The following is a 23,653-nucleotide window of genomic DNA, read 5'->3' on the forward strand; positions in this document are numbered from 1 at the left end:
GCCTTGCCAGAATGAGAAGCGTGATCGGCCTGGCCGATCACGCTTTTTTTGTGGCGGCGACCCGTGCTTTCATCCGGGCGAGGCCCTTGCGGTCGAACCAGCCGATCGGGCCGGGGCGCGGGCGCCAGCGCGGCAGCCAGTCGGGATAGAGGCTGACCAGTTCGCGCGGCAGGCCGGTGGGGCCGTCCCGGCTCATGATGTCGGAGACGATGCGGTTCTGATAATAGCGGACCGAATAGTTGATCAGCCGCTTATAATGCATCCGCCAGGTGAGCGGCCGGGTGAGGCCGACCGGTTCGCAGGCAAAGCCTGCGCCCTCACAGGCCAGCACGCGCTCCAATTGCCAGTCGGCATCGCTCGCCAGGTCCGTATGTGCCCAGGAGGCGACCAGCCCGTCATCGCCGATCAGGTCATCGGGCAGGCGCAGGCCGCTCGCCCGGATCGCGGCGACGAAGCGGCCGGACAGGGCATAGAGATCGCCGAAGATGCCGCGCTCGATCCGCAGGTTGCGGCGATAGGTTTCCACTTCGCGGCCATTGACCGGCATACCGGCGGCGGCGTTGGCTTGGGGATGGGCGGCAAGGTCTGCCACCAGCGCGTCGATCGATCCGGGCGCGATCTGGGCATCGCCGTCGAGGAAGATGACGGCATCCTCGGTGCCGGTGAGCAGGTGATGGACGAAATAATTCCAGGTGCGTGACTTGCCGCCCGCGACGATGTCATGGACGATCACATGGGCGCGGCCGGCGGCGGCGGCGCGGGCGCGCTCCACGGTGCGGTCGGTGGTGCCGTTCACCAGCACATGGAAGATCGTGTCCGGGCGGTCGAGCGGCAGCGAGCCGAGGCAGCCGGCGATCCGGCGTTCCTCCTGATGGGCGAAGATGGCAACGGCGACGACCATGGCGGGATCAGCGGAAGTCCCAGCCCTGCTGGCCATGCTCGACTGCATCCGGGCCATCGGCTTCGGCCTGGGGTGTGGCGCGCAGCGGCACCAGGATCGAGACGATCAGCGCGGCGATGGCGGTGCCGACCAGCGCCCACAGCGCAATCACGACCAGGCCGATCGCCTGGGCGAGCAGGCTGGCGGTGGCGCTGATGCCGGCGTCGAACCCGACCCCGCCCAGCAGCGGCAGGACGAACAGCGGCAGCAGCAGCGCGCCGGTCGCGCCGCCCAGGCCATGGACGGCGAAGACATGGGCGGGATCGTCGATCCAGGCGCTGACGAAACCGGCGCCGATGCGGGCGATGATCGCGGCGGCGAGGCCGATCAGCATCGCTCCGCCGGTGCCGACCAGCGCGGCCGAGGCGGAAATGGCGGCGAGGCCGGCAATGGCGCCGGACAGAAAGCCGGTGGCGCTGGCATGGGCGCCGAGCAGCCGGTCGACCAGCGCCCAGCCGAGGCTGGCGGCGCAGGCGGCGAAGAAGAGGTTGAGGATGGCGGTGGCGGCATCGTCGGTGGCGCCCAGTGCCCAGCCGCCGACCGCGCCGGCATAGCCGACCCAGAAGAGCGCGCCACCGGCGATGGCGAGGATATGGGCGTGGCCGCCACCCTGCGCATCGCGGGGACGCCCGGCGACGAGCGCCAGGGCAAGGGCGGAAAAGCCGGCCAGGACATGGACGACCAGGCCGCCGGAAAAGTCCATCGCGCCGAGCTGTGCGAGCCAGCCACCACCCCACATCCAGTGGACGATCGGCGCGAAGACCAGCAGCAGCCAGAGCGGCGCGAAGGCGGCGACCCAGCCAAGGCGGGCGCGGCCGGCGATCGCGCCGACTGCGATCGCCCCGGCCAGCACGGCAAAGCCCATCTGGAACAGGACGAAGGCGGATTCGGGCACGGTGAGGCCGTCGCGCAGCGGCGCGAGATTGGCGAGCAGCAGATTGCTGCCGCCGCCCAGCCAGTCGCTGCCCGGCGCATAGGCAAGGCTGTAGCCCGCAAGGCCCCAGCCGAGCAGGATCGTCGCGCTGGCGACCAGCGTCTGGGCCATGGCGGCAAGCCCGTGGCGGACATTGGCCAGCCCCGCATGACGTAGCATCAGGCCCGGTAGCGCGGCGAGCAGCAGCAACAGGGCGCAGGCGATCATCCAGCCGGTATCGCCGCTGTCGGGCGCCGCCACCTGGGCCGCGGCCGGCTGGGCCAGCGACAGGGCGGCAAGGACGGGCAGGGCAAGGGCTGGGCGCATGGAGGAAGGTCCGGTTGGGGTCAGGTCGCCCTGACTAGCCTTGGCAGGGTAAAGACTTCGATAAGCATGGCAATGTTCCTGCGCGGTGGTCCGCCGCCGCGCAGGTCAGAAAGCCTCGGTGCCGCACTGGATGCGGCCGGTGCCTTCATTTTCGACGGTGCAGATCGGCCGGCCGGCGACGCTGACATCGCCCGATCCGGTCGAGCGGATGCTGACCGGGCCGTTGGCGGAGAGGGCGACATTGCCCGAACCGTCGTTGAGGATCGCGGCCTGGCGCGCGACCAGATGGTCGGCGACGATCGCGCCGGGGCCGCTGATGCGCAGATTGGCGACGCCGGCGGTGCCGGCGAGCGTGGTGCGGCCACCACCGGCGAGCGTGACCTGAAGATTGTCGAGCTGGAGCGAGGCGACGCTGACATCGCCATTGCCGCCCTGGACGATCTCGCCATTGAGGCCCTTCATCGCGCTGACCGCGACGGCGCCGCCGCCGGTCAGGACGACGCGGTTCACTTCGCCGGTGGAGAGGCGGATGGTGGCGGGGCCAAGGCCCTTTTCGCCCGGTTCGGGCCGTTCCATCGAGATGATGGCGAGCCGGCCCGAGACATCGACGCGCAGCCGGTCGAGCGCGCGCTGGTCCCCCTCCGCCCGTGCCGAAACGCCGGTGCCGGTGGTGATGATGACCGTGACCGGGGCGTCGACGCGGATCTGGTCGAAGCTGGTGATGGTATAGCCGCGGGTGGCGGCGCCGGCGGGGGAAGCCCCGGCCAGTGCCGCCGCCGCTGCCAGCATCAGGGGCCGCAATGCGCCTCGCCCGGTCCCATCGTGTTCGTCGTGCATTGCGCCTTGCCCTTCACCTTGACGTCGCCAGTGCCCATGATCTTGATAGCGACCGGACCGTCGGAGGCAAAGTCCATGTCGCCTGTGCCCATGATATCGGCTTCGGCGCGGCCGAGCTTCAGCCCGGCGGCATCGATGTCGCCGGTGCCGGTGATCGACAATTCGCCCTGATCGGCCGTGCCGGCGAGGGTGATGCTGCCCGATCCGGTGATTTCCGCCTTGAGGCTGCCAAGCTTTACCTGGGCGATGTCGAGGTCACCCGAGCCGGTGAGCGAGAGGGCCAGGTCGCCGCCTTCTGCCTTGTCGAGGGTGAAGTCGCCCGAGCCGGTGACGTCGATCGCGCTGATCGAGGGCAGGGTGACATGGATGGTCGCGCCCTTGCCGCCATCGACCTTGTTCCACATGCCTTCGGACTTGCGGCCGATCTGGAGCGTGTCGGCCTTCACCCGGATGTCGAGCAGGGCGACCGACTTGGGATCGCCATCGGCGGTGACCGAGAATTTGGGGCCGATGGTGACGACGACATTGTCAGGTCCGGTCACGTCGATGCGGCTGAACTGGCTGAGCTTTGCCCAGTCCTGCGGGGTGCTGGTGGAGGCCGGGGATTCGCCGTTGCCGCCGTCGGACTGATGATCGTTGCCGCGCGAGCAGGCGCTGGTGGCAAGGCCGATGGCGAGCAGGGTGGCCAGGGTCAGGTGGCGGGGCAGGGGCAGGCGCGGCATCATTATCTCCATGCTGTATTGCCTTTACAATACACTCTTGCCGTGGCGGTTCCAAGCCCCCTTGTTCGTCGGGCAGGATAAGGCATGATATCTGCAGGATAAAAGAAGGGTATTCCACCGATGCGCAAGCTGTTTTCCGCCCTGCCGCTGATCGCGATGATGGGAGCGGCGGCCAGCGCCGCGCCGGCTGAGGATGATCTGGCGGCGCGCGGCGCGACATGGTGGCGCCATGTCCAGATATTGGCGGCGGACGACATGCAGGGGCGCGGCACCGGCACGCCGGGCTATGACAAGGCGGCCGACTATGTGATCGGCCAGTTTCAGGCATTGGGGCTGAAACCCGCCGGGGTCGAGGGCTACAAGCAGCCGATCGCCTTCGTCGAGCAGACGGTGCTGTCGAGCGAGAGCAGCGCCAGCCTGGCCGGCGCTAGTGGCGAGACGGCGTTGTCGGTGCCGGGCGACATCATCTTTTCCGGCAGCGGCGGCCCGGTGCCCGGCGCGATCGACGCGCCGATGGTGTTTGCCGGCTATGGCCTGCATCTGCCCGAAGTGGGCCATGACGATTTTGCCGGGCTGGACCTGAAGGGCAAGATCGTGGTGGTCGTCTCGGGCGGGCCGGCGGAGATCAGCGGCGCGCTCAAATCCCATGCCCGATCGGAACGGGGGCACTGGCTGGCGGCGCAGGGGGCGGTCGGCATGATCAGCCTGGTGACGCCGGGACAGGTCGAGATTCCCTGGGACCGGCGCAAGGCGCTGGCGAGCGCGCCGGCGGTCTATTATGAGGATGTGGCGATGCGCGACACGCAGACGCCCTTCCTCAATGCCCAGTTCGACCCGGCCCGGTCGGCCGATCTGTTCGCCGGCACCGGCCAGGATTTCGCCGCGATCGCGGCGGCGGCCGATGCGTCGAAGCCGGTCGCCAGCTTCCCGCTGACACTGCGGCTCAAGGCGGCGGTCGCGGCCAAGCGGGTGGCCTTGTCCTCGCCCAATCTGGTGGCGGTGATGCCGGGCAGCGACCCCAAGCTGGCCAAGGACTATGTCGTGCTGTCGGCGCATCTGGACGGCTATGGCGTCGGCACGCCGATCAAGGGCGACGCCATCTATAATGGCGCGCTGGACAATGCGTCGGGTGTCGCGAGCCTTATCGAGATCGCGAAGGCGTTGAAGGCAGGCAAGGTCAAGCCGAAACGATCCATCCTGCTCACCATCGTCACCGGCGAGGAAAAGGGCCTGCTGGGATCGCGCTATTTCGCGCGGCGGCCGACCGTGCCGAGCAAGAGCATCGTGGCCGACCTCAATTTCGACATGGCGCTGCCGATCTTCAAGCTGACCAGCGTGACCCCGGTCGGCTATGACCAGAGCAGCCTGGGCCAGGATGCGGCGGCGGTGAGCGAAGCGATGGGCCTGCCAATCACGCCCGATCCCTTCCCCGACCGCAATGTCTTCATCCGGTCCGACCAATATGCCTTCATCCGCGAGGGGATACCGGCGCTGTTCTTCAAATATGGTTTCAAGGCCGGGACGCCGGAAGCGACGGTGGAGAAGGCGTGGCGCGCGAATATCTATCATTCGCCCTTCGACGACGCGAACCAGCCGGTGATGCCGGCCGAGACGGCGAAGCTGAACGATTATGTGACCGCGGTGACGCTGCGTGTCGCCAATGCGGACACGCGGCCGAGCTGGAACAGCGACAGCTTCTTCAAGCGGTTCGTGAAATAGGCGGTTCGTGAAATAGGGCGCAGGTCGAGCGGCGGAGACGATCATGAGCCGGGCCAGGCGCATGCTGACCGGATGCGGCCTGGTGGTGGGGGCGGCTGGCTGTTTCCTGCTGGGTATAGGGGTGTCGCAGCGCGCGGCGCATCGGCAGGAGGCACCGCCTTCTGCCGTGTCGTCGGGCGGGCCGGCATCGGCGCCATCGGGCCGACGGATATTCTCTCCGTCGATCGCGGGAGACCCCTATGTCCTGCAGCAATGGAAGGCGGCCGTCGAGAAGATGGAGCGGCGCTGCCGGGAGGCGAAGTTATTTTGCGCCGAAGCCAGGGCGGCCAGGGAACAGATGGACGAAATACGATAATCGATTGGTTATGGGCTTGGCTTGGTCGATGGGATTGGGCGCATGACCTGTTGCCCCTGGCGCGGTTGCATCATGGTTGCGGCCGGGGCGGTTGACCGCGGGGTCAGCGCTGGGGCCTGCAATTGCCGACGCGGGTGCCGGTGATCGACATCAGAAATTCCACATCACCGTCGATGGATGTGCCCAGATCCCGAATGGGCTTGCTCAGAATTTCTGTCAGGCGGATGTTGCGCCTGACCTCGACACTGCGCGGGCCGATCTCGCCTTCGATCTTGCCCCGCATTCGCACGCCCGGCCCGATCCAACAACGCTGGTCGCCGCGAATGGTCGGCCCGTCGCCCGCCAGTGTCAGGCGGGAGCAATGGCTGGACGTGCCGGGTCCGGCGAAGCTGTCCTGCAGCATCACCTCGATCGTGGCGTCGAGCGTGCCATCGGGGATACAGAGGTTCCAGGTTCGGATCGGCAATGTATGGGCGCTGTAATCACGGATCACGGTCTGGTGCTGGCTGAATGCCCATTGGCCCGCGAGGATCGGGTTGGGACGGCCGGTGACGACGATCGGCGGCCCCTTTGGCGGGGCTGGTGGCGCTTCCTTGGGAATCAGTCCAACCTGTTCGGTGACGACGACGGGCGCAGGCACCGGCACGACCTCATCCTCGAAGCTGGCGATCTTGGCGTTGATGCAGGCCTTGCCACCGGCCGGGTCGCTGACGCCCTCGCGCACGCAGGCGCTGAGCATCGCGCACATGATCCGGTCGATCCGGGCGTCGCCGCTCGACCTGGTGATGACGCATTGGCGCAGGTCGGTGCCGAACGCGGCATAGTCGATCTTCACCTGGCGCATCTTGCGGGCGATGACGACGATATCATTTTCGGCCGGAACGGGCAGGGTGGATTGGGACCGGACCGGGATAGCTGCCAACAAGGCAAGCGACAGGCCGCATCGCAGGGCAGAAACGGATAACGCCGAATGCCGTGCCACAATCCCTCCCGACTTTACGTCTTGTTGCGCTATCGTAAGGGAAAAGCTGGCTGGTGCCTATAGGGCGCGTAATCTGCTCTTGTGATCTGGCGGGATGCTTTTCGTTTGATTTCGCGCGCGGTGGGTGGTCATGGAATATCCATGATTATCTCGACCATCCCCTGGGACCAGCCTGCCACCATGATCGACCTGGATGGCAAGGCGCCGCTGATCGCGACGGTGCGCGATTGCGTCATACATTATGGCCTGTTCAAGCCCTTTGCCAAGGAACAGGCGCGGGTGCTGCTGACCCAGCCGGTGCATCGCGAGGGGCAGAAGACCCGGACCTGGCTGCTCCATCCCGATGAAATCCAGCAACTGGCGGACAAGCTGCGCGCCGAGGGCTGAGTTAGCGGCGGCGGCCGGCCTGGAGCAGAGCGTAGAAGGTCACCGCCGAAAAGCCGATCGCGCCGACAAGGCCGATAGCGGCGCCGACCCAGGCGCCGTCCAGCCCCGCCATATATTGGCCGGCGAGAAAGCCGATAATCGGCAATATCATCAGGAGCAGGCAGCCGAGCGCCGCCATGTCAGCGGCCCGTTTCGGCGGCCTTGGCCCGCTCCAGGAAGTTGCGGGACAGGCCGTGATAGAGGCGCTCGCGACAGAAGATCTGCGCCGATGCGTCGGCGACCAGTGCGGCGCCGAGCAATGGCAGCATGAAGCCGCGGCTGCCGGTGGTTTCCGAAATGATGATGACGGCGGTCAGCGGCGCGCGCACCACCCCGGTGAAATAGGCGACCATGCCCAACAGCACGACGGCGCTCGCCGGTTCGCCGGGGAAGACCCAGCGCAGCAGATTGCCGAACCCCGCGCCGGTGGCGAGCGAGGGGGCAAAGATGCCGCCGGGAATGCCCGAGACGCTGGTGGCGAGGGTGCTGAGGAATTTGGCGGGAGCGAACCAGAGCGGCTGGTCGCCGCCCGCGATCATGGTGCGGGCGGGGGCATAGCTGGTGCCCCAGGTGAGGCCCGTGGCCACGCCGATCGCCGACACCAGCAGGCCGCAGCCACCGGCGAACAGCACCGGATGGGCCCGCATCCAGTCGGTCATGCGATTGCGTGCGGTGGCGGCATCGAGGGCCAGCCGGGCGAACAGGCCGCCGGACATGCCGCCCAGCAGCCCAGCCAGCAGCGCGATCGGCACAGCCGATTGCAGCGGCAAATGCGCGGCGACGGCGCCAAAATAGACATAGTCGCCGGCGAGGCCGAGGCTGACCATGCCCGAGATGATGACGGCGGTGATGACCAGCAGGGTCATGCGCTGCTCATAGGCGGAGGCAAGTTCCTCGATCGCGAAGGCAATGCCGGCGAGCGGCGTGTTGAAGGCGGCGGCGACGCCGGCCGCGCCGCCCGCGACCATGACGGATGCGCGCAACGGCACGTTCAGCAGCGCATGGACACGGGCCAGGATGGCGGCGGAAATCTGGACGGTGGGGCCTTCGCGGCCGACCGAGGCGCCGACCAGCAGGCCGGCGATGGTCAGCACCACCTTCAGCAGGGCCATGCGCAGGTCAACGAGGCAGCGGCCGACCTTTTCGGGCAATTGCGTGGCGGCGATCACCTGCGGGATGCCCGATCCGCCGGCAAAGGGCGCGACGCTGCGGGTGATCCAGGCCAGGGCGGCAAAGCCGAGCGGGGTCAGCAGCAGCGGCAGCCAGCGATTGGCGGTGGCCAGGCGATGGAAAGCCTCGGTCGCCTCGTCCGCGGCCCAGGCGAAGGCGAGGGCAGCGAGGCCGACCAGCACGGCGCCGCCGATCAGGGCGAGGCGCCGGCGGAACAGCAATGACGTCGGCCCGCTATGGCGCAGAAGCGCGCGGGCGCGGCGGCGGCTCCAGCGCTGGCTCTGACGGCTCATGACGGACGCTGCGCGCTGGGGCGCGATTGACGCAGGACGCGGAAAGGGGGCGGCGCGGATGCCATGGCGCGAAATATCGATCCCGGTGGGCTGGACGCGCCGTCCCTACCAGCAAAATGGGCGATGGCCAGTATTTTCCGGGCTATTTTCGCGGATAAAGCCGGGCCGTGGTCAGAACATCACGCCGATGCCGAGGATGCCGACATTGGCGTCGGGCTCGCCATTGCCGATCAGCAGCCTCTTATATTCCACCTTGAGATAGAGCTTCTCTGTCAGATTATGTTCCCAGCCGGTGCCGATGCCGATGGCGTCGCTGCATTCGCGACAATCCTTCGATTGCCAGTTGGCGCCGACGAACAGCTTGTTCTCGCGCACCAGTTCGACGCCGATACGGCCACCAATGCCCCAGGCGACCCGCGTGTCGCGGACCAGCAGCTTTTCCGCGACCGCCTCGACGCCGACGAAGAAGCGTTCGTCCAGATCGACATCATAGCCGCCGGCGATGCCGCTGATGGCATCGGTGCCTTCGCCATTCCAACTGAGGCCGCCGGTCAATTCGATATAGGCCTCGTCGGCGCGGGCGGGACTGCTGGCAAGGGCCAGCGCGGCGGCGAGCAACAGGGTGGGCTTGCGCATGCGGGACACTCCACGGCCATCGATCCGATGGCTTCTGGCTGCATCGTGCAGGACCGTGGCGTCAATCGGGGTTTGTGCGGGGGAGGCCCTTAGAGCCGATCGATGCGCAGCCAGTCCGGGTTGCCGGACCAGGCCCTGTCGAACGCGTTCCGGGCGGCGGCGGCCTCTGCCTTGTGTCCCTGGGCGGCTTCGGCGCGGGCGAGGCCGTAGAGCGCCCAGCCATTGTTGGGGGCCTGGATCAGCGCCTGGCGGAAGGCGGCGGCGGCTTCGTCGGGGCGGCCGGCAAGGAAGAGGGCGGCGCCGAGCGATTGATGCACCGGATAATACCAATAGGCCGGTTCCTGATAGGGTATCTTGCCCTCCAGCGCGATGGCGGCACGATAATGATCGGCAGCCTGGGCGTAGCGGCGCTGGGCGGTGGCGAGACGACCGCGCGCGACCGCGATGGCGAGCGCGATCAGGTCGGGGGCGGGGACGCCCTGCGCGATCATCGGGGCCAGAGCGTCGGAGCGGGCGAGCGCGCTCATCGCTGCGATCTCCGCATCGAAGCCGCGCTGGTCGCGCTGCTGGGCGAAGGCGACGGCGCGGGCATAATGACGCATGGCGATGGCGTAGGGCAGGCGCGGATCGAGCGCGGGCAGGGCGAGGATGTCGGCGGGCGCGGCGAATTGCGCCATGGCCAGATAGGGGGCGGCGTCGATCGCCTGAATCCAGGCGATGGCGGCCGAGGTCGCGGGATCGAGGATGGTGCGCAGCCGCCGCGCCTCCCGCACGGCGCTATCCATGTCGCCCGCCATCTGGGCGGAGGCGACGATGAAATGGACATTGTGCGGATAATAGCCGTAGCGCACCAGGCTGCGGTCGTCGGTGGCGCGGATGAAGGCTTCGTCGGCGCGGGCGGCGGCGATGTTGACGCGGATCGAGTCGCGATAGCGGCCGACGACCTGATAGATGTGGCTCGGCATATGGACGAGATGGGCGGCGCTGGGCGCGCCATCCGCGGAGAGGCGATCGGCCGCCGCTTCGGCGCGTTTTGCATCGCTCGCTTCGAGCAGGTGGATCATCAGATGCGCGGCCTGGACATGGGCGGGATTGCGCGCCTGCACCGTTTCGACCAGGTGGATGGCCGCGCCGGCACGCCCGATCGGGGTCTTGCGGTCGGCCTCCCAATAATTCCACGGGCTGGTGTCCATTGCCGCTTCGGCCGCCAGCACGGCGACATCGTCATCGGCCGGGAAGCGCGCCGCGAGCGCCAGCATCGCATCGGCATAGGCGCCGTCGAGCGCGGCGCGGTCGGCATCGGGATCACGGGCATAGCGCAGCGCCGCCGCCGCGATCAGGCCGCGCTCCATCGGCGACGCCCGATCGCGCAGCGCCATCGCCCGGTCCATCGCGGCGAGCGTGGCGCCCCGGTCGCCGGCGTCCATCGGTGCGTTGATATTGGGGCCGAGCGCCACCGCCTCACCCCACCAGCACAGCGCGCAGGCGGGATCGAGCCGCTGTGCCATCCGGAAGGAACGGACCGCGCCGGCATGGTTGAAGCCATACATGAGCAGCAGGCCCTGGCTGAAATAGCGGCGCGCCTGCGGATTTGCGGTGGTCAACGGGAAGGGGGACCGGGTGAGGTCGTCGAACAACGGGATCGGTGGGGCGTCGGCGATCGGCTGGGCAGCGGCGGCCGCGATCAGCAATTCGCGGGCGAGCGCGGAGCCTACCCGTGGGCCGCTGCACAGGCTGCGGGCGAGGCGGACGGGATCGAGCGCGGCGAGCGTCGCGGGCGAAAAGGCGGGTTCGATCGAAAGCGAGGCGAGCGACAGGCCGATGCCCAGCGCGCTCGCCGCCTTCACCCAGTCAGCCATGCGTCCGGCCCTTTCCCAAAAGCCTGCCATCCTGTGAGACAGGCTATATCATCGGGGAAGGGGCCGGTAAATCAGGGCCTCAATGCGCCTGGGCGATATAGGCGTCGATGGTCGCCAGATGGGCGTCCTTGGCCTCCTGAGGCAGGAAGGAGCCGGTGATGCTGTTGCGCGCCAGCAGGGCGATCTGCTCGCGGGTCAGGTTTCTGGCTGCGGCAACGGCGCGATAATTGTCGTTGAGATAGCCGCCGAAATAGGCGGGATCGTCGGAATTGACCGTCGCGCGCAGGCCCATGTCCAGCATCCGGTCGAGTGGATGGCTGGCGATATCGTCGATCACGCATAATTTGAGGTTGGAGAGCGGGCAGACGGTGAGCACCATCTGCTCGTCCACCAGCCGTTTGACCAGGGCATCCTCTTCCAGCGCGCGATTGCCATGGTCGATCCGGTCGACCTTGAGCAGGTCGAGCGCTTCCCAGACATAGGCGGGCGGGCCTTCCTCACCCGCATGGGCGCACAGCTTGAGGCCGGCGTCGGCCGCGGCCGCGAAGACGCGGGCGAATTTCTCGGGCGGATGGCCAACTTCGGAGGAGTCCAGTCCCACCGCCTTGATCTGCGGCAGCCAGGGGGTGGCGGCGCGCAGCGTCTCGAACGCCTCTTCCTCGCTGAGGTGGCGCAGGAAGCTCAGGATCAGGTCGCTGGTGATGCCATGGCGTTCTTCCGCGTCCCGCATGGCTGATAGCAGCCCTTCGATCACATGGACGAAGGGCACGCCGCGCGATGTATGCGCCTGCGGATCGAACATGATTTCGGCATGGACGATATTGTCCTGCGCTGCGCGATCGAAATAGGCGGCGGCCAGGTCGTGAAAATCCTGCGGCGTGCGCAGCACATTGGTGCCGGCATAATAGATGTCCAGGAAATCCTGGAGATTGCCGAAATCATAGGCCTGGCGGATCTCGTCGATCGAGCCGTAGGGCAGCGTCACGTCGTTGCGCCGGGCCAGCGCGAACATCAGTTCGGGCTCCAGCGTCCCTTCGATATGGAGGTGAAGCTCTGCCTTGGGCAGTCCGGCGATGAATTGGTCGATATCGGTCATGGGGCCTCTATACAGGGTCGGCCACCATGGCACAGGAACGGGCCGCGCGAAACGGCCCGCGCCTCATTTCCGGCGATAGCGGAAATACCAGACCTCATGACCCAGGCGCCGGGCCTTTGCCTCATAGCGGGTTTCGGGCCAGCCGCCCGGACGGGTCAGGAAGTCCTTCGGCTCGCTCGCCAGCCAGTCAAATTCGGGATGGCCGTTCATCACCATCAGCGCCCAGCGCAGATAGACGGGATGATCGGTGCCGAAGCGGAATTCGCCGCCGGGCTTGAGCTTCTTCGCGATCATCTCGACCGGGCCGGGGTTCATCATCCGGCGCTTGGCATGACGGGCCTTGGGCCAGGGATCGGGATGGAGCAGATAGACGAAGCTGAGCGATCCGTCGGGGATGCGCGACAACACGTCGAGCGCATCGCCCATGTGCAGGCGGACATTGCCGAGCGCGCCGTCGCGAATATGGCCGAGCGCCTGGACCACGCCGTTCAGGAACGGCTCGCAACCGATGAAGCCATGGTCGGGCAGCATGTCGGCGCGATAGGCCATATGCTCGCCGCCGCCGAAGCCGATCTCGAAATGGAGCGGGCGGTCATAGCCGAACAGGTCGGCGGCGGTGACGTCGCCTTCGGCCGGCACCGACACGGCGGGCAGGAGGGTGTCGACTAGCTCCTGCTGCCCCTTGCGGAGCTTGGGGCCGGACTGGCGGCCATAAAGGCGGTTGAGGGTGGTCGGGTCGCCCGATTTATGCGCGGTCATGGGGTGCGCCGATAGCGGGGGCGGGCCGATGGAGCAAGCCGGGAAGGCATATCTGCCCCCTTCCGCCATGCATGCAGGCAAGGTGACGGGAAGGGGGCAGGGGACAAGAGCCATGGGATGCCGAACAGGGGAGAGCGGCAGGATGGCCCTTGAAGCTGGCTAGCCATGGTGCGACCCGAAGGCTGGCCGGATGGTCAAGGTCCGACCGACGTCTTCAATCCGTCAGGTCACTCGCACTGGGTGAAGCGGCCTTTGGCGTCCTTGCAGGGGCCTTTTTTAGGAGCGCCCTTGGGCGGACATTTGACGAACTTGCCCTTCGCATCCTTGCAGGGAGCTGCCAGTGCAGGAGCGGCACTGACAACCAGAAATGCAAGACTTATGAAGGCGGTAGCAAGAGGACGGGTCATGGCGTTGCCCTGGGTGGAGGGTGCCGGGCTCGACAGGGGTGCGAGCCCGACGCCCTCTCTATGCGCGGTTCGGCGGGCGCAGGCCAATGAACTTTTCGTCATGTTCCGGCAAGGAAGGCCTGCAACGAAGAAGGGCGCCGAAGCCATGCTCCGACGCCCTTCCCGTGATTCACGCGGCGGCCGGTATCAGGCCAGCTTCGCCTTGAGCGCGTCGACCAGGTCGGTCTTTTCCCAGGGGAAATAGTCGCCTTCGGGCGTGCGGCCGAAATGGCCGTAGGCGGCGGTCTTCTGGTAGATCGGCTTGTTGAGGCCGAGATGGGTGCGGATGCCCTTGGGCGTCAGGCGCACGAGGGTCGGCAGGACGGCCTCAATCGCGGACGCTTCCACCGTGCCGGTGCCGTGCAGGTCGACATAGAGCGAGAGCGGCTCGGCGACGCCGATGGCGTAGCTGAGCTGGATCGTGCAGCGACGGGCGAGGCCGGCGGCGACGATGTTCTTCGCGAGGTAGCGGGTGATATAGGCTGCCGAACGGTCGACCTTCGTGGGGTCTTTGCCGCTGAACGCGCCGCCGCCATGGGGCGAAGCGCCGCCATAGGTGTCGACTATGATCTTGCGACCGGTCAGGCCGGCGTCGCCGTCCGGGCCGCCGATTTCGAACAGGCCGGTCGGGTTGACGTAGATGCTTTCGTCGCCCGGCAGCCAGCCTTCGGGCAGGATGTCGGCCATCACGCCCTTGACGTAGGCGCGCAGTTCGGCGCGGCTGTCGTCATTGTCCATGCCGGCGGCATGCTGGGTCGACACGACGAGGGCGGTCGCGCGGACCGGCTTTTCATCGATATATTCGAGCGTCACCTGGCTCTTGGCGTCGGGCTCAAGGAAGGGCACGACCTTGTTGTGGCGATCATCCGCCATGCGTTCCAGGATCTTGTGGCTGTAATAGAGGGTGGCGGGCATGAGGTCGGGAGTTTCGTCCGACGCATAGCCGAACATGATGCCCTGATCGCCGGCGCCTTCATCCTTGTTGCCGCTTTCATCGACGCCCTGCGCGATGTGGGCGGACTGGCCGTGGAGGTTGTTTTCGAAGCGGAAGGTTTCCCAGTGGAAGCCATCCTGCTCATAGCCGATGCGCTTGACGGTGGCGCGGACGGTCGCTTCGATTTCTTCCTTGGCGCCCGGTGCCCATTCGCCATTTTCATAGACGCCCTTGCAGCGGATTTCGCCGGCAAGGACGACCAGCTGGGTCGTGGTCAGGGTTTCGCACGCGATGCGGGCTTCGGGATCCTTGGACAGGAACAGATCGACGATCGAGTCGGAAATCTGGTCCGCGACCTTGTCGGGGTGGCCTTCGGAAACGGATTCCGACGTGAAGAGGAATTGGTTACGCATGAGACTCCCGTAAGGTGCTTGCGGACGAATAGATATAAAGAAAACTTTATGTGGTTATTAGCTTTTGCCTTTGCGCAAGGCAAGAGCCGTCCCGACCAGGATCAGGAGGAAGGCGAAGGGCGCCCAGTTGCCGATCCGCGCGAACAGCGTGGCGGGCAGCGGCGGCGGCAGGCGGCTGTCGAGATAGCCGGCACGATGACTGGACAGGGCGTGGAGAATATGGCCGCGCGCATCGACGATGGCGGATACGCCGGTCGGGGTCGCGCGGATGATCGGCAATCCTTCCTCCAGCGCGCGCAGGCGGGCCTGGGCCAGATGCTGGACCGGCCCCCAACTGCCGAACCAGGCATCGTTGGACGGGTTGAACAGAAAGTCCGGGCGGTTGGCGCGGTCGACCACTTGCCCTGAAAAGATGATCTCATAGCAGATCTGGACGCCCATCTTGAGCGCGGGGCGGCCGAGGGTAGCGGGCAGGGTCAGGCTCTGCGGGCCGGGGCCGGGCCAGAAATCGACATCGCCCGGCACCAGCCGCGACAGGCCGATAGGCTCGAGGATGCTGCGCATCGGCAGATATTCGCCATAGGGGACGAGATGCGCCTTGTCGTAGCGGGCGGCAAGCTGGGCATCGGGCGTGACGACGAACAGGCTGTTGTTGGCACCGGCCAGTTCGGTCGTGCCATAAGGCCCCTTGTCCTTGAAATAGACCTTGGTCGCGCCGGTCATCAGCAGGTCGCCCGGACCCATCAGATCGGCAAGGCGCCAGCGCCATTCGGGCTCCATGTCGAGATAGGCGGGGATCGCCGCTTCGGGCCAGAAGATCAGGCGCGGTGCCGGACGGGGCTTGCCCGACAGGGTGGCGAGGGTGCGGAAATGCACCTGTTCCAGTTCGGCCGAATATTTCTCGTCCTGGCCGATATTGGGCTGAACCACGCGGATCAGCGGCGCGCCGGCGGGCGCCACCGGGGCCGGCGAGAGCTGGCCCCAGAGCGCAAGGGCGACGAGCGGCGTGGCGATGGCGGCGGCGTGGCGATACTGGCGGCGCACGGCCAGCAGGCAGGCGCCGGCAGCGAGCAGCACGAGCGCGCCCAGGCCATAGGTGCCGATCAGCGTCGCGGCGATGGCCGCTCCGGTCGGCAGCAGGGTGACGCCCAGCGGGTTCCATGCAAAGCCCGTGAACAGGGTCGCACGCACATATTCGCTCGCGATCCAGCATGCGGCGAACAGCAGCAGGAAAGCGGTGCCGGACAAGGCGAAACGGCGCCCGGCCCACCATGCGCCCAATATGGCGAGGCCGGGATAGACGGCGAGATAGAGCGAGAGCAGGATCACCGCGCCATAGCCGAACCAGTGCGGCATCGCGTCCTGATAGGTGAAGGCATGGGCGATCCAGTTGAGGCCCAGGGTGAAATGCCCGACCCCGAACAGCCAGCCGCGCAAGAAGGCGGCGCGGCGATCAGGCGCGCGCTCGATCAGCAGGATCAGCAGCGCGAAGCAGCCGATCGTGACCGGCCAGAGTTTCAGCGGCTCAAAGCCGACGGCCGAGAGGAAGCCAACGAGCAGGGCTGCAAGCCGGGGACGGCGTGCGAGCAGGGCGTTCATGGAGAGAACGGTCACGTGCGGGGGATCAGGAGACGCTGGACAAGGTGGCGTTGGAGCAGCGATCGCTCTTCTGCCCGCCGCCCGACAGCATCGATGCCGCGATGAAGCCGCCGACTACCAGCACCAGGAACAGGGCCGAGAGCGGCGCCAGATATTTCTCGATGAACGCCTTGATCGGGCGGCCGAACTTCCAGAACAGGAAGCCGACGATCATGAACTGGAAGGCGCGGGACAGGATGCTGGCCCACAGGAAAGTGAACAGCGACAGGCCGATGAAACCGGCGGTGATGGTGATCAGCTTGAACGGGATCGGGGTCGCGCCCTTGATCAGGATGATCTCCGCGCCATAGTCGCGCAGATAGCAGGCCGCGACCGGGAATTTCGCCGACAGGCCCAGGAAGTGCAGGATCTGCGCGCCGACCGCCTGGTAGAGGAAATGGCCGATGCCATAGCCGAGCAGGCCGCCCAGCACCGAGGCGATGGTGCAGATGAGGCCATAGCGGATCGCCTTTTCCGGCCGCGCCAGGCACATCAGGCCCAGCAGCGGATGCGGCGGGATCGGAAAGAAGCTGGATTCCATGAAGCTGAAGGCGAAAAGCCAACGTTCGGCGTGCGGGTGAGCGGCCTTGGCCAGCATCCACTGATAGAGCTTGGTGAGCATCGCGAGCGGGCCTAGCCCAGTTGCACGGGAGCCGCCAGCGCTTTTGCCAGGACGACCATTTCCAGCGGCGGAACGAACGGCACTGGGAAGGGGCGCTTCTCGTCAGTCAGCGCATAGCCGCGTCGCTGATAATAAGCGATCAGTTCGGGACGCTGGTCGATCACCGTCATCTCGATCGTCGTGGCGCCGAAATCGCGCGCGGCCTGGTCTTCGGCGGCGGCGATCATGCGGCGGCCAAGCCCGGCGGCCTGAAGCTGCGGATCGATGCAGAGCAGGCCGAGATAGGCAACGCCTTCGTCGCGCTTGCTGATCTGGACGCAGCCGATCGGTGCGCCCTTGTCGTCGATCGCGACCAGCAGCCGGTCGGTCGGACTGGCGAGGATGGCCTGCAATTCCTCGATATCGGTGCGGGCGCCCGTCAGCAGGTCGGATTCGAAGGTCCAGCCGGCCCGCGCCTCATCGCCGCGATAGGCGCGCTCGATCACGCGGTGGAGCAGGGGCAGGTCGGCGGGGGCGGCAAGGCAGATATCCATGGACTCGCCTTTAACGGGCCGGCGATGGCTGCAAAAGCCCTGAAGAATGGACGCGGCGATGCTTGATCGGGATGCTCCGGCCGCGATAGGATCGGCGCAAACAGGAGAGTGCGATGCAGGATATGGGGGAGGGCAGCTGCCCTTTCAGCTTCAACATGGACCCGGCCAGCTTCAAGGTCGGCGATTCGGTCAGTTATCGCGTGACCGGCAGTCTGGAGGGCTTTCCCTTCGCCGGGGTACTGCTGGAAGTGCATGACGATCATGTCGTGCTGACTTCCGATGTCGATGACAAGGCCAGCCGGATGCGGGCAACGCGCGAGAGCCGGCCGGTGGTGCGCGAAGAGGATGTCTGCTGACGGGCAGGCCATCGGCCGGCCAATCCCACCACATTACCGATTTGTCAGTCGCCACGGCGTTGACTGTGCGGTGCCGTCTGGGCATGACGCGCAACGCATAGAGACCGGTCGGCACGCTTGATAATTTCGCATATTCCCTGGGACAAGTTGCGGCAGCGGGCCGGCGGCCTGGCGTTCGCGCTGGTGCTGAACGCGATCCTGCTGCTCGCATTGCTGACGATGGCACCGCATCTGGACCCCAAGAAGGTCGATGACCGCAACCCGGTGAGCTTCGACATCGAGCCGGCCAAGCAGGCGAACAAGGAAAAGTCCAAGGCGCAGAAGGCGGAAAAGCGCGAGCGGGATACCGCCGCGCCCAAGCAGAAGAGCGAGCCGGTGGTGACGCCACCCCGGCCGGTCGAGACGCCGAGCGTGCAGCCGCCATCGCCTTTCCCCTTCATCACGCTCGACAGCCGCCAGATGGCGGCGGCCGACATCGGCAAGATGGAAAAGAAAACCGCGGGCGTCGGCGACAGTGGCACCGGCAATGCCAAGGCGATCGTCGGGCCGGGCGAGGGACCGGGCGGCGTGCAATTGTTCGAGGCGGAATGGTATCGCCGGCCGACCCATGCCGAATTGTCGAGCTACCTGCCCGCCAATGCGCCGGCGCAGGGCTATGGCCTGGTCGCGTGCAAGACGATCGACCATTATCATGTCGAAAATTGCCAGATGATCAGCGAATATCCGACCGGATCGGGCTTTGGCCGTGCCGTGCGCCTGGCCGCCTGGCAATTCCTGGTGCGCCCGCCCCGCGTCGACGGCAAGCCCCAGGTCGGCGCCTGGGTGCGCATCCGCATCGATTATACCCGAACGGTTATTGGTGGCAGCGCCGGCGCGGATGACGACGGGCGTTGAGGTGCCGGAGGTCGGGTAGCGCTCAGAAGCTGCCCTCTCCATCGTCGTCATCCCGGACTTGATCCGGGATCCATTCAGCGCGTCCCACCCGTCGTAGCGCAGAATGAATCCTGACTTTCGTCAGGATGACGCCGGCTGTGACCGACAAGAAACGTCCAGCCCACCCCGCTGCGACTAACGCGCTGCGCGCGCAAGTCTCGCTGCCCCTCCCGCCAGCGGGAGGGGAATGGCAGGAAACCACCCAATCCCGCCAGGGCAGGACAATCGGTCCGGCTTGATCCCCTTGGGGCAGCGGCCTACACCCGGGCCATGACACTTGCCTCCTATCCGGCGTTGCGTATGCGCCGCACCCGTGCCACCGCCTGGAGCCGGGCGATGCATGCCGAAAACCGCCTGTCGCCCAGCGATTTCATCTGGCCCCTGTTCGTCACCGAAGGGGATGGCGTCGAAGAACCGATCGCGGCGTTGCCCGGCGTGTCGCGCTGGTCGGTCGACCTGATGGTGGCGCGGGCGAAGGAGGCGCGCGACGCCGGCATTCCCTGCCTGGCGCTGTTCCCCAATACCCAGGCCGATCGCCGTAGCGACGATGGCGCCGAGGCGCTGAACCCCGACAACCTGATGTGCCGGGCGATCCGTGCGATCAAGGATGCGGTGCCCGACATCGGCGTGCTGACCGATGTGGCGCTCGACCCCTATACCGCCCATGGTCAGGACGGGCTGCTCGACGAGACCGGCTATGTGATCAATGACGCGACGATCGACATGCTGATCGGCCAGTCGCTCAATCAGGCGGCGGCGGGCGCCGATATCATCGCGCCCAGCGACATGATGGACGGCCGGATCGGCGCGATCCGCGAGGCGCTGGAGGAAACCGGCCACGCCAATGTCCAGATCATGGCCTATGCCGCCAAATATGCCAGCGCCTTCTATGGTCCGTTCCGCGACGCGGTGGGATCGCGCGGGCTGCTGAAGGGCGACAAGAAAAATTACCAGATGGACCCGGCCAATGGCGAGGAAGCGCTGCGTGAGGTTGCGCTGGACCTGGCCGAGGGCGCGGACAGTGTGATGGTGAAGCCGGGCCTGCCCTATCTGGATATCGTCGCGCGGGTGCGCGACCGTTTCTCCGTGCCGGTCTTCGCCTATCAGGTGTCGGGCGAATATGCGATGATCGAACATGGCGCCGCCGCCGGCTCGGGCGATCGCGATGCGCTGATCCTGGAGACGCTGATGGCGTTCAAGCGGGCGGGCTGTTCGGGCGTGCTGACCTATCATGCGCTGCACGCGGCGCGACTGCTGAACGGTTGAGGCGTAGATGACCGATCATCCCGCCGACCATCCTGATGTTTCGATCATCCCGCTGAACGGCAAGGCGCCGCTGATCCACCCCAGCGCCTTCATCGCGCCGGGATGCCGGATCATCGGCGATGTCGAGATCGGCGCGGACGCCAGTATCTGGTATAATTGCGTGATCCGGGGCGATGTGAACCATATCCGTATCGGCGCGCGTACCAACATCCAGGACGGCGCGGTCGTCCATTGCGACAGCCCCGGCGACGGCCGTCCGGGCTATCCGGCGGAGGGCTATCCCACCATCATCGGCGAGGATGTGCTGATCGGCCATATGGCGATGGTCCATGGCTGCGTGCTGCAGGACCGGGCGTTCGTCGGGCTGGGGGCGATCGTGATGAGCGGCTGCACGGTGGAAAGCGACGCGATGCTGGCGGCGGGCGCGCTGCTCTCGCCCGGCAAGACGGTGCTGCATCGGCAGCTATGGGCCGGGCGCCCGGCCAAATATATGCGCGACCTGACCGACGAGGCGATCATCACCATGCGGGAAGGCGTGGACCATTATGTCCATAACGGGAAAGCGCATAAGGGCGCGGTGCGACAGATGGGGTGAAGGCGGGACAGTCGTGGCCTATGCCCTACAGGCGTGAGGCCTTGTCTTATCCGACAGTCACTTCCGGATGCGAAAGTCTAAGGCTCTATTTGGAAGGTGGATCATGCCGCAATGCGCGATCCTTCTCGCCGCAGCCCACACCCGATGGTCCCGGAACGGGCTTGGTCATCAGTTCATGCCTGTCCTGTTCCAGCCTGTCTGAAAATCCGGGATCGACATTTTCCGCCATGTCGCGCGGTTCCAGGCACTCCGAGGTGTAAATCGCCATCGCGCATTGCTTGCCGGAGCCGTCATTGGCGGGAACCCATCGTATGTCACGCCGCCTCAGACGCGCCTCCGACCGGCACCACCATATGTTTGCGGTTTTCGCCCGGGCAAATTCCCATTCCGGATCTTGCATCTCCGCCTCGGTAAAATAGCCCAGGCTGACGACATAGCCCAGACTGCTGCCGCGCCCTTCAGAATTGATGGTCATATTCTCCGGTGGCGGCGGCAGGGGGGTGGCAACTGATATTTGCGCATGGGCGGATGTCGATCCGCATATGGCGCTCATGAGCGCAGCCAGCAAAAATCGTTGCATCATCACCCCCTGCCATCGCGCGGATGGTCTCCGGACACATATTCGCTATGCGCCCAAATGGTCAGTGAAGGCTTAAGGCTGGGGCAGGCGATTTTTCAGGGCGTCGATGCGGTCATTCTGGCTGTCGACCATCGACAGGACGCTGGCGCGCGCTGCGTCGATATCCGCGACGCCGCCCTTTTCCGATCCATCGGCGACCGCGTTGGAGCGTTCGATGAACAGGGTGTCGAGGCTGGCGAGGGCGGAGACGCTGTCGTTGCGGGCGGCTTCGGCGGCACTGATCGCGACCTGCGCGGCGACCCAGGCGTCGCTCGATACCGATGCGCGGCCGGCGCTGTTCACGGCGCGGTCGGCGCTGGCATAGGCCTTGTCGAAATGGGCGCCGCCGCTCTGTGCCTGGCTGGTGAGCTGGCCGATCTGGGCCTTGAGCTTGTCGTCGGCCGGCTGCGGGATCGGCGCGGCGGGCGCCTCTGCCATCGGCGCGCTTTCGACCGGGCGCTTGGCGAGCGAGGGATAGCTTTCATGCGCGCCGGCGCAGCCCGACAGGATCAGGGCGATGGTGGGAAGGAAGCGGCGCGTGATCATGATCTGCATCTAGGGCGGGACGGGGGGAGGCGCAATGGCGTAACCCCGTCCCGGCTATAGATTAGCGGGGCAGGGCGGCGGCTTCGCGCGCCAGTGCCTCGATCACCGCGGGATCGATCGGCCCCTTGGGCACGACCCAGCTGCCGCCGACGCATTTGATGAAGGGCTGGGCCAGCCATTCGGGCGCGCTCTGGGCGGTGATGCCGCCGGTCGGGCAGAAGCGGGCAGTGTGGAGCGGCGCGGCCAGCGCCTTGAGCGCCGGCAGGCCGCCCGAGGTTTCGGCGGGGAAGAATTTGAAGTGGGAAAGGCCCATGTCCATGCCGCGCATGATGTCGCCGGCTGTGGCGGTGCCCGGCAGGAAGGGAATGTTGGCGGCGATCGCGGCCTTGCCCAGCGGTTCGGTGAGGCCCGGGCTGACGATGAAGCGGGCGCCCGCTTCCATCGCGGCGTCGAGCTGGGCCGGGTTCAGCACCGTGCCGGCGCCGACGACCGCGCCTTCGACCTTCGCCATCTCGCGGATGACGTCGAGCGCGGCGGGGGTACGCAGCGTGACTTCAAGGGCGGGCAGGCCGCCCTTCACCAGCGCCTGGGCAATGGGGAGCGCATCCTCGACCCGATCGACCACCAGCACCGGGATCACCGGGGCCAGTTCCATCACCTGTTCGACGGTCAAGCTCATGCATTCTTCTCCCTAAAGGCCGCGGCAGCGCCGAACAGGCCGATTTCTTCATGGATCGCGCAGCGGATCGGCACGGTCGCCATCAGGCTCTCAAACCGGCCCTTGGCCTTGAAGCGGGTGTGGAAGCCGCTTTGTTCGAGAAAATCCTTCATCCGCTGGGTGAGGCCGCCGGCCAGTACCACCGCATGGGGGCCATGCGCCAGTGCCAGATCGCCCGCGACCGAGCCATAGCAGAGGCAGAAGCGGTCGAGCGCGCGGCGGGCGAACTCGTCGCTGCCGTCGAGCGCGGCCTGCCACAGTTCGGGGTCTTCCATCAGCATCACCCGGTCATGGCCGATGGTGGCCAGCGCCTTGTAGATATAGTTGAGGCCCGGCCCCGACACGATCCGTTCAGTCGAGACGCGCAGGAACTTGTCGCGCAGATAGTCGAGGATCTTCACCTCGATCTGGTCGAGCGGGGCGAAGTCGAGATGGCCGCCCTCGGTCGCGATGACATGGGGATGGCCATCGTCATAGGCGATCATCGCGACGCCAAGGCCGGTGCCGGGGCCGACCACGGTGACGCCGCCGTCGCGCGGGAAGGGGCGGTCCTCGCCGAACAGCAGGGGCAGATTTTCGTCGGGCAGGCGCGAGACGGCATGGGCGACGGCCTCGAAATCATTGACCAGGCGCACCGTGCGCAGGCCCAGATCCTCCGCCAGCGTATCGGCGCGGATCACCCAGTTGCTGTTGGTCAGCTTGATGACTTCGCGGCCGATGGCGGTGGCGAAGGCGATCGAGGCGGCGTCGGGCAACGGGCCTGCGCCGGCCTTCGCTTCATCATCGGCAAAGGCCTCCCAGCAGGCCTGGAGGCTGGGATAGTCGGCGACCTTGTACTTGCGGACGGTGCCGAGCGTCGGCACGCCCTTGTCGTCCAGCGAGGCGCGGGTGAAGCGCGCATTGGTGCCGCCAATGTCGGCGGCGATGATGTCGGTCATATGTCTCTCTCTCCGGACATCCGCGCCGGCGCATCGGACAGGCGAGCGCAGCGCGAATGGCT

The 23,653-nt window shown here is 66.6% G+C and carries 27 protein-coding genes; 7 read left to right on the top strand and 20 right to left on the bottom strand.

Annotation, left to right across the window (positions count from 1 at the left end; all coding sequences use genetic code 11):
- Window positions 1-37: 37 nt before the first annotated feature.
- The 4 genes from GGQ90_RS02880 to GGQ90_RS02895 all read right to left on the bottom strand — a co-directional run bounded on the left by GGQ90_RS02880 (window position 38) and on the right by GGQ90_RS02895 (window position 3,751).
- Window positions 38-901 carry a glycosyltransferase gene (locus GGQ90_RS02880; protein ID WP_188080736.1) on the bottom strand — a complete coding sequence of 288 codons (864 nt, stop codon included), beginning with the start codon at window positions 899-901 and terminating at the stop codon, window positions 38-40.
- 7 nt (window positions 902-908) lie between these two features.
- A complete protein-coding gene (locus GGQ90_RS02885; protein ID WP_188080737.1) occupies window positions 909-2,180 on the bottom strand; it encodes an ammonium transporter in 1,272 nt (423 codons plus the stop codon).
- A 105-nt stretch (window positions 2,181-2,285) separates the two neighbouring features.
- A complete protein-coding gene (locus GGQ90_RS02890; RefSeq protein WP_188080738.1) occupies window positions 2,286-3,017 on the bottom strand; it encodes a GIN domain-containing protein in 732 nt (243 codons plus the stop codon).
- Entirely contained in the window at window positions 2,969-3,751 is a 783-nt protein-coding gene (locus GGQ90_RS02895; RefSeq protein WP_188080739.1) for a head GIN domain-containing protein, read from the bottom strand. Before GGQ90_RS02895 ends, GGQ90_RS02890 begins: the two co-directional genes overlap by 49 nt.
- A gap of 108 nt (window positions 3,752-3,859) precedes the next feature.
- On the opposite strand from GGQ90_RS02895, the gene GGQ90_RS02900 reads away from it, so the two are divergent.
- Together GGQ90_RS02900 and GGQ90_RS02905 are read left to right on the top strand one after the other, a co-directional pair.
- Complete coding sequence (locus GGQ90_RS02900; protein WP_188080740.1) at window positions 3,860-5,458, top strand: M28 family metallopeptidase; 1,599 nt, start codon at window positions 3,860-3,862, stop codon at window positions 5,456-5,458.
- Window positions 5,459-5,501: 43 nt separating this feature from the next.
- On the top strand, window positions 5,502-5,813 hold the full coding sequence (locus GGQ90_RS02905) for a hypothetical protein (protein WP_188080741.1): 312 nt from the start codon (window positions 5,502-5,504) through the stop codon (window positions 5,811-5,813).
- A gap of 103 nt (window positions 5,814-5,916) precedes the next feature.
- Here the strand turns inward: GGQ90_RS02905 and GGQ90_RS02910 are convergent, their stop codons facing one another.
- The gene (locus GGQ90_RS02910) at window positions 5,917-6,735 is read right to left on the bottom strand and encodes a hypothetical protein (protein WP_246428102.1); all 819 of its coding nucleotides are present in this window, start codon (window positions 6,733-6,735) and stop codon (window positions 5,917-5,919) included.
- A gap of 201 nt (window positions 6,736-6,936) precedes the next feature.
- Here GGQ90_RS02910 and GGQ90_RS02915 point away from each other — a divergent pair, with 201 nt between their 5' ends.
- Complete coding sequence (locus tag GGQ90_RS02915) at window positions 6,937-7,182, top strand: hypothetical protein (RefSeq protein ID WP_188080743.1); 246 nt, start codon at window positions 6,937-6,939, stop codon at window positions 7,180-7,182.
- 1 nt (window position 7,183) lies between these two features.
- Here GGQ90_RS02915 and GGQ90_RS02920 read toward each other — a convergent pair whose 3' ends face one another.
- The 11 genes from GGQ90_RS02920 to GGQ90_RS02970 form a co-directional block, all read right to left on the bottom strand.
- A complete protein-coding gene (locus tag GGQ90_RS02920; RefSeq protein WP_223178083.1) occupies window positions 7,184-7,333 on the bottom strand; it encodes a hypothetical protein in 150 nt (49 codons plus the stop codon).
- Between the two features lie 28 nt (window positions 7,334-7,361).
- The gene (locus GGQ90_RS02925; RefSeq protein ID WP_188080745.1) at window positions 7,362-8,684 is read right to left on the bottom strand and encodes a chloride channel protein; all 1,323 of its coding nucleotides are present in this window, start codon (window positions 8,682-8,684) and stop codon (window positions 7,362-7,364) included.
- Window positions 8,685-8,855: 171 nt separating this feature from the next.
- Window positions 8,856-9,320: an outer membrane beta-barrel protein gene (locus GGQ90_RS02930; RefSeq protein WP_188080746.1), complete on the bottom strand. Its 465-nt coding sequence runs from the start codon at window positions 9,318-9,320 to the stop codon at window positions 8,856-8,858.
- Between the two features lie 89 nt (window positions 9,321-9,409).
- Entirely contained in the window at window positions 9,410-11,179 is a 1,770-nt protein-coding gene (locus tag GGQ90_RS02935; protein WP_188080747.1) for a tetratricopeptide repeat protein, read from the bottom strand.
- A 79-nt stretch (window positions 11,180-11,258) separates the two neighbouring features.
- Window positions 11,259-12,275: an adenosine deaminase gene (locus tag GGQ90_RS02940; RefSeq protein ID WP_188080748.1), complete on the bottom strand. Its 1,017-nt coding sequence runs from the start codon at window positions 12,273-12,275 to the stop codon at window positions 11,259-11,261.
- Between the two features lie 63 nt (window positions 12,276-12,338).
- Window positions 12,339-13,034 carry a tRNA (guanine(46)-N(7))-methyltransferase TrmB gene (trmB, locus tag GGQ90_RS02945; RefSeq protein ID WP_188080749.1) on the bottom strand — a complete coding sequence of 232 codons (696 nt, stop codon included), beginning with the start codon at window positions 13,032-13,034 and terminating at the stop codon, window positions 12,339-12,341.
- A gap of 227 nt (window positions 13,035-13,261) precedes the next feature.
- On the bottom strand, window positions 13,262-13,441 hold the full coding sequence (locus tag GGQ90_RS02950; protein ID WP_188080750.1) for a hypothetical protein: 180 nt from the start codon (window positions 13,439-13,441) through the stop codon (window positions 13,262-13,264).
- A 186-nt stretch (window positions 13,442-13,627) separates the two neighbouring features.
- A complete protein-coding gene (metK, locus tag GGQ90_RS02955) occupies window positions 13,628-14,827 on the bottom strand; it encodes a methionine adenosyltransferase (RefSeq protein WP_188080751.1) in 1,200 nt (399 codons plus the stop codon).
- 57 nt (window positions 14,828-14,884) lie between these two features.
- Window positions 14,885-16,426 (bottom strand): apolipoprotein N-acyltransferase, encoded by a 1,542-nt coding sequence (lnt, locus tag GGQ90_RS02960; RefSeq protein WP_188080874.1) that lies wholly within the window; start codon window positions 16,424-16,426, stop codon window positions 14,885-14,887.
- Window positions 16,427-16,451: 25 nt separating this feature from the next.
- A complete protein-coding gene (locus GGQ90_RS02965; protein WP_188080752.1) occupies window positions 16,452-17,087 on the bottom strand; it encodes a YqaA family protein in 636 nt (211 codons plus the stop codon).
- A gap of 11 nt (window positions 17,088-17,098) precedes the next feature.
- Complete coding sequence (locus tag GGQ90_RS02970; protein WP_188080753.1) at window positions 17,099-17,620, bottom strand: GNAT family N-acetyltransferase; 522 nt, start codon at window positions 17,618-17,620, stop codon at window positions 17,099-17,101.
- A gap of 113 nt (window positions 17,621-17,733) precedes the next feature.
- Here GGQ90_RS02970 and GGQ90_RS02975 point away from each other — a divergent pair, with 113 nt between their 5' ends.
- The 4 genes from GGQ90_RS02975 (at window position 17,734) to GGQ90_RS02990 (ending at window position 20,770) form a co-directional block, all read left to right on the top strand.
- Window positions 17,734-17,976, top strand: a complete 243-nt coding sequence (locus GGQ90_RS02975; RefSeq protein ID WP_004212020.1) for a reeler domain-containing protein — start codon at window positions 17,734-17,736, stop codon at window positions 17,974-17,976.
- A 117-nt stretch (window positions 17,977-18,093) separates the two neighbouring features.
- The gene (locus GGQ90_RS02980; RefSeq protein WP_188080754.1) at window positions 18,094-18,870 is read left to right on the top strand and encodes a hypothetical protein; all 777 of its coding nucleotides are present in this window, start codon (window positions 18,094-18,096) and stop codon (window positions 18,868-18,870) included.
- 309 nt (window positions 18,871-19,179) lie between these two features.
- Window positions 19,180-20,175: a porphobilinogen synthase gene (hemB, locus tag GGQ90_RS02985; RefSeq protein ID WP_188080755.1), complete on the top strand. Its 996-nt coding sequence runs from the start codon at window positions 19,180-19,182 to the stop codon at window positions 20,173-20,175.
- Window positions 20,176-20,182: 7 nt separating this feature from the next.
- Window positions 20,183-20,770 carry a gamma carbonic anhydrase family protein gene (locus GGQ90_RS02990; RefSeq protein WP_188080756.1) on the top strand — a complete coding sequence of 196 codons (588 nt, stop codon included), beginning with the start codon at window positions 20,183-20,185 and terminating at the stop codon, window positions 20,768-20,770.
- Window positions 20,771-20,855: 85 nt separating this feature from the next.
- Here the strand turns inward: GGQ90_RS02990 and GGQ90_RS02995 are convergent, their stop codons facing one another.
- The 4 genes from GGQ90_RS02995 to glk form a co-directional block, all read right to left on the bottom strand.
- Window positions 20,856-21,245, bottom strand: a complete 390-nt coding sequence (locus tag GGQ90_RS02995) for a hypothetical protein (RefSeq protein WP_188080757.1) — start codon at window positions 21,243-21,245, stop codon at window positions 20,856-20,858.
- 177 nt (window positions 21,246-21,422) lie between these two features.
- Entirely contained in the window at window positions 21,423-21,944 is a 522-nt protein-coding gene (locus GGQ90_RS03000; protein ID WP_188080758.1) for a hypothetical protein, read from the bottom strand.
- Between the two features lie 52 nt (window positions 21,945-21,996).
- Window positions 21,997-22,614, bottom strand: coding sequence for a bifunctional 4-hydroxy-2-oxoglutarate aldolase/2-dehydro-3-deoxy-phosphogluconate aldolase (gene eda, locus GGQ90_RS03005; protein ID WP_004212030.1), 618 nt, complete (start codon window positions 22,612-22,614; stop codon window positions 21,997-21,999).
- On the bottom strand, window positions 22,611-23,591 hold the full coding sequence (glk, locus tag GGQ90_RS03010; protein WP_188080759.1) for a glucokinase: 981 nt from the start codon (window positions 23,589-23,591) through the stop codon (window positions 22,611-22,613). Before glk ends, eda begins: the two co-directional genes overlap by 4 nt.
- Window positions 23,592-23,653 lie beyond the last annotated feature (62 nt).

This window comes from Sphingobium scionense (assembly GCF_014197035.1).
In the GTDB taxonomy this organism is placed as follows: domain Bacteria; phylum Pseudomonadota; class Alphaproteobacteria; order Sphingomonadales; family Sphingomonadaceae; genus Sphingobium; species Sphingobium scionense.

What these genes read in the sequence shown, in the direction of transcription:
- GGQ90_RS02885 (WP_188080737.1), bottom strand. Translation starts at nt 2,180, where the DNA reads ATGCGCCCAGCCCTTGCCCTGCCCGTCCTTGCCGCCCTGTCGCTGGCC.
- GGQ90_RS02900 (WP_188080740.1), top strand. Translation starts at nt 3,860, where the DNA reads ATGCGCAAGCTGTTTTCCGCCCTGCCGCTGATCGCGATGATGGGAGCG.
- eda (WP_004212030.1), bottom strand. Translation starts at nt 22,614, where the DNA reads ATGAGCTTGACCGTCGAACAGGTGATGGAACTGGCCCCGGTGATCCCG.
- GGQ90_RS02965 (WP_188080752.1), bottom strand. Translation starts at nt 17,087, where the DNA reads ATGCTCACCAAGCTCTATCAGTGGATGCTGGCCAAGGCCGCTCACCCG.
- GGQ90_RS02905 (WP_188080741.1), top strand. Translation starts at nt 5,502, where the DNA reads ATGAGCCGGGCCAGGCGCATGCTGACCGGATGCGGCCTGGTGGTGGGG.
- GGQ90_RS02975 (WP_004212020.1), top strand. Translation starts at nt 17,734, where the DNA reads ATGCAGGATATGGGGGAGGGCAGCTGCCCTTTCAGCTTCAACATGGAC.
- trmB (WP_188080749.1), bottom strand. Translation starts at nt 13,034, where the DNA reads ATGACCGCGCATAAATCGGGCGACCCGACCACCCTCAACCGCCTTTAT.
- GGQ90_RS02930 (WP_188080746.1), bottom strand. Translation starts at nt 9,320, where the DNA reads ATGCGCAAGCCCACCCTGTTGCTCGCCGCCGCGCTGGCCCTTGCCAGC.
- metK (WP_188080751.1), bottom strand. Translation starts at nt 14,827, where the DNA reads ATGCGTAACCAATTCCTCTTCACGTCGGAATCCGTTTCCGAAGGCCAC.
- GGQ90_RS02940 (WP_188080748.1), bottom strand. Translation starts at nt 12,275, where the DNA reads ATGACCGATATCGACCAATTCATCGCCGGACTGCCCAAGGCAGAGCTT.
- GGQ90_RS02950 (WP_188080750.1), bottom strand. Translation starts at nt 13,441, where the DNA reads ATGACCCGTCCTCTTGCTACCGCCTTCATAAGTCTTGCATTTCTGGTT.
- GGQ90_RS03000 (WP_188080758.1), bottom strand. Translation starts at nt 21,944, where the DNA reads ATGCAGATCATGATCACGCGCCGCTTCCTTCCCACCATCGCCCTGATC.
- hemB (WP_188080755.1), top strand. Translation starts at nt 19,180, where the DNA reads ATGACACTTGCCTCCTATCCGGCGTTGCGTATGCGCCGCACCCGTGCC.
- GGQ90_RS02995 (WP_188080757.1), bottom strand. Translation starts at nt 21,245, where the DNA reads ATGACCATCAATTCTGAAGGGCGCGGCAGCAGTCTGGGCTATGTCGTC.
- GGQ90_RS02970 (WP_188080753.1), bottom strand. Translation starts at nt 17,620, where the DNA reads ATGGATATCTGCCTTGCCGCCCCCGCCGACCTGCCCCTGCTCCACCGC.
- glk (WP_188080759.1), bottom strand. Translation starts at nt 23,591, where the DNA reads ATGACCGACATCATCGCCGCCGACATTGGCGGCACCAATGCGCGCTTC.
- GGQ90_RS02990 (WP_188080756.1), top strand. Translation starts at nt 20,183, where the DNA reads ATGACCGATCATCCCGCCGACCATCCTGATGTTTCGATCATCCCGCTG.
- lnt (WP_188080874.1), bottom strand. Translation starts at nt 16,426, where the DNA reads ATGAACGCCCTGCTCGCACGCCGTCCCCGGCTTGCAGCCCTGCTCGTT.
- GGQ90_RS02935 (WP_188080747.1), bottom strand. Translation starts at nt 11,179, where the DNA reads ATGGCTGACTGGGTGAAGGCGGCGAGCGCGCTGGGCATCGGCCTGTCG.
- GGQ90_RS02920 (WP_223178083.1), bottom strand. Translation starts at nt 7,333, where the DNA reads ATGATATTGCCGATTATCGGCTTTCTCGCCGGCCAATATATGGCGGGG.
- GGQ90_RS02925 (WP_188080745.1), bottom strand. Translation starts at nt 8,684, where the DNA reads ATGAGCCGTCAGAGCCAGCGCTGGAGCCGCCGCCGCGCCCGCGCGCTT.
- GGQ90_RS02890 (WP_188080738.1), bottom strand. Translation starts at nt 3,017, where the DNA reads ATGCACGACGAACACGATGGGACCGGGCGAGGCGCATTGCGGCCCCTG.
- GGQ90_RS02895 (WP_188080739.1), bottom strand. Translation starts at nt 3,751, where the DNA reads ATGGAGATAATGATGCCGCGCCTGCCCCTGCCCCGCCACCTGACCCTG.
- GGQ90_RS02915 (WP_188080743.1), top strand. Translation starts at nt 6,937, where the DNA reads ATGATTATCTCGACCATCCCCTGGGACCAGCCTGCCACCATGATCGAC.
- GGQ90_RS02880 (WP_188080736.1), bottom strand. Translation starts at nt 901, where the DNA reads ATGGTCGTCGCCGTTGCCATCTTCGCCCATCAGGAGGAACGCCGGATC.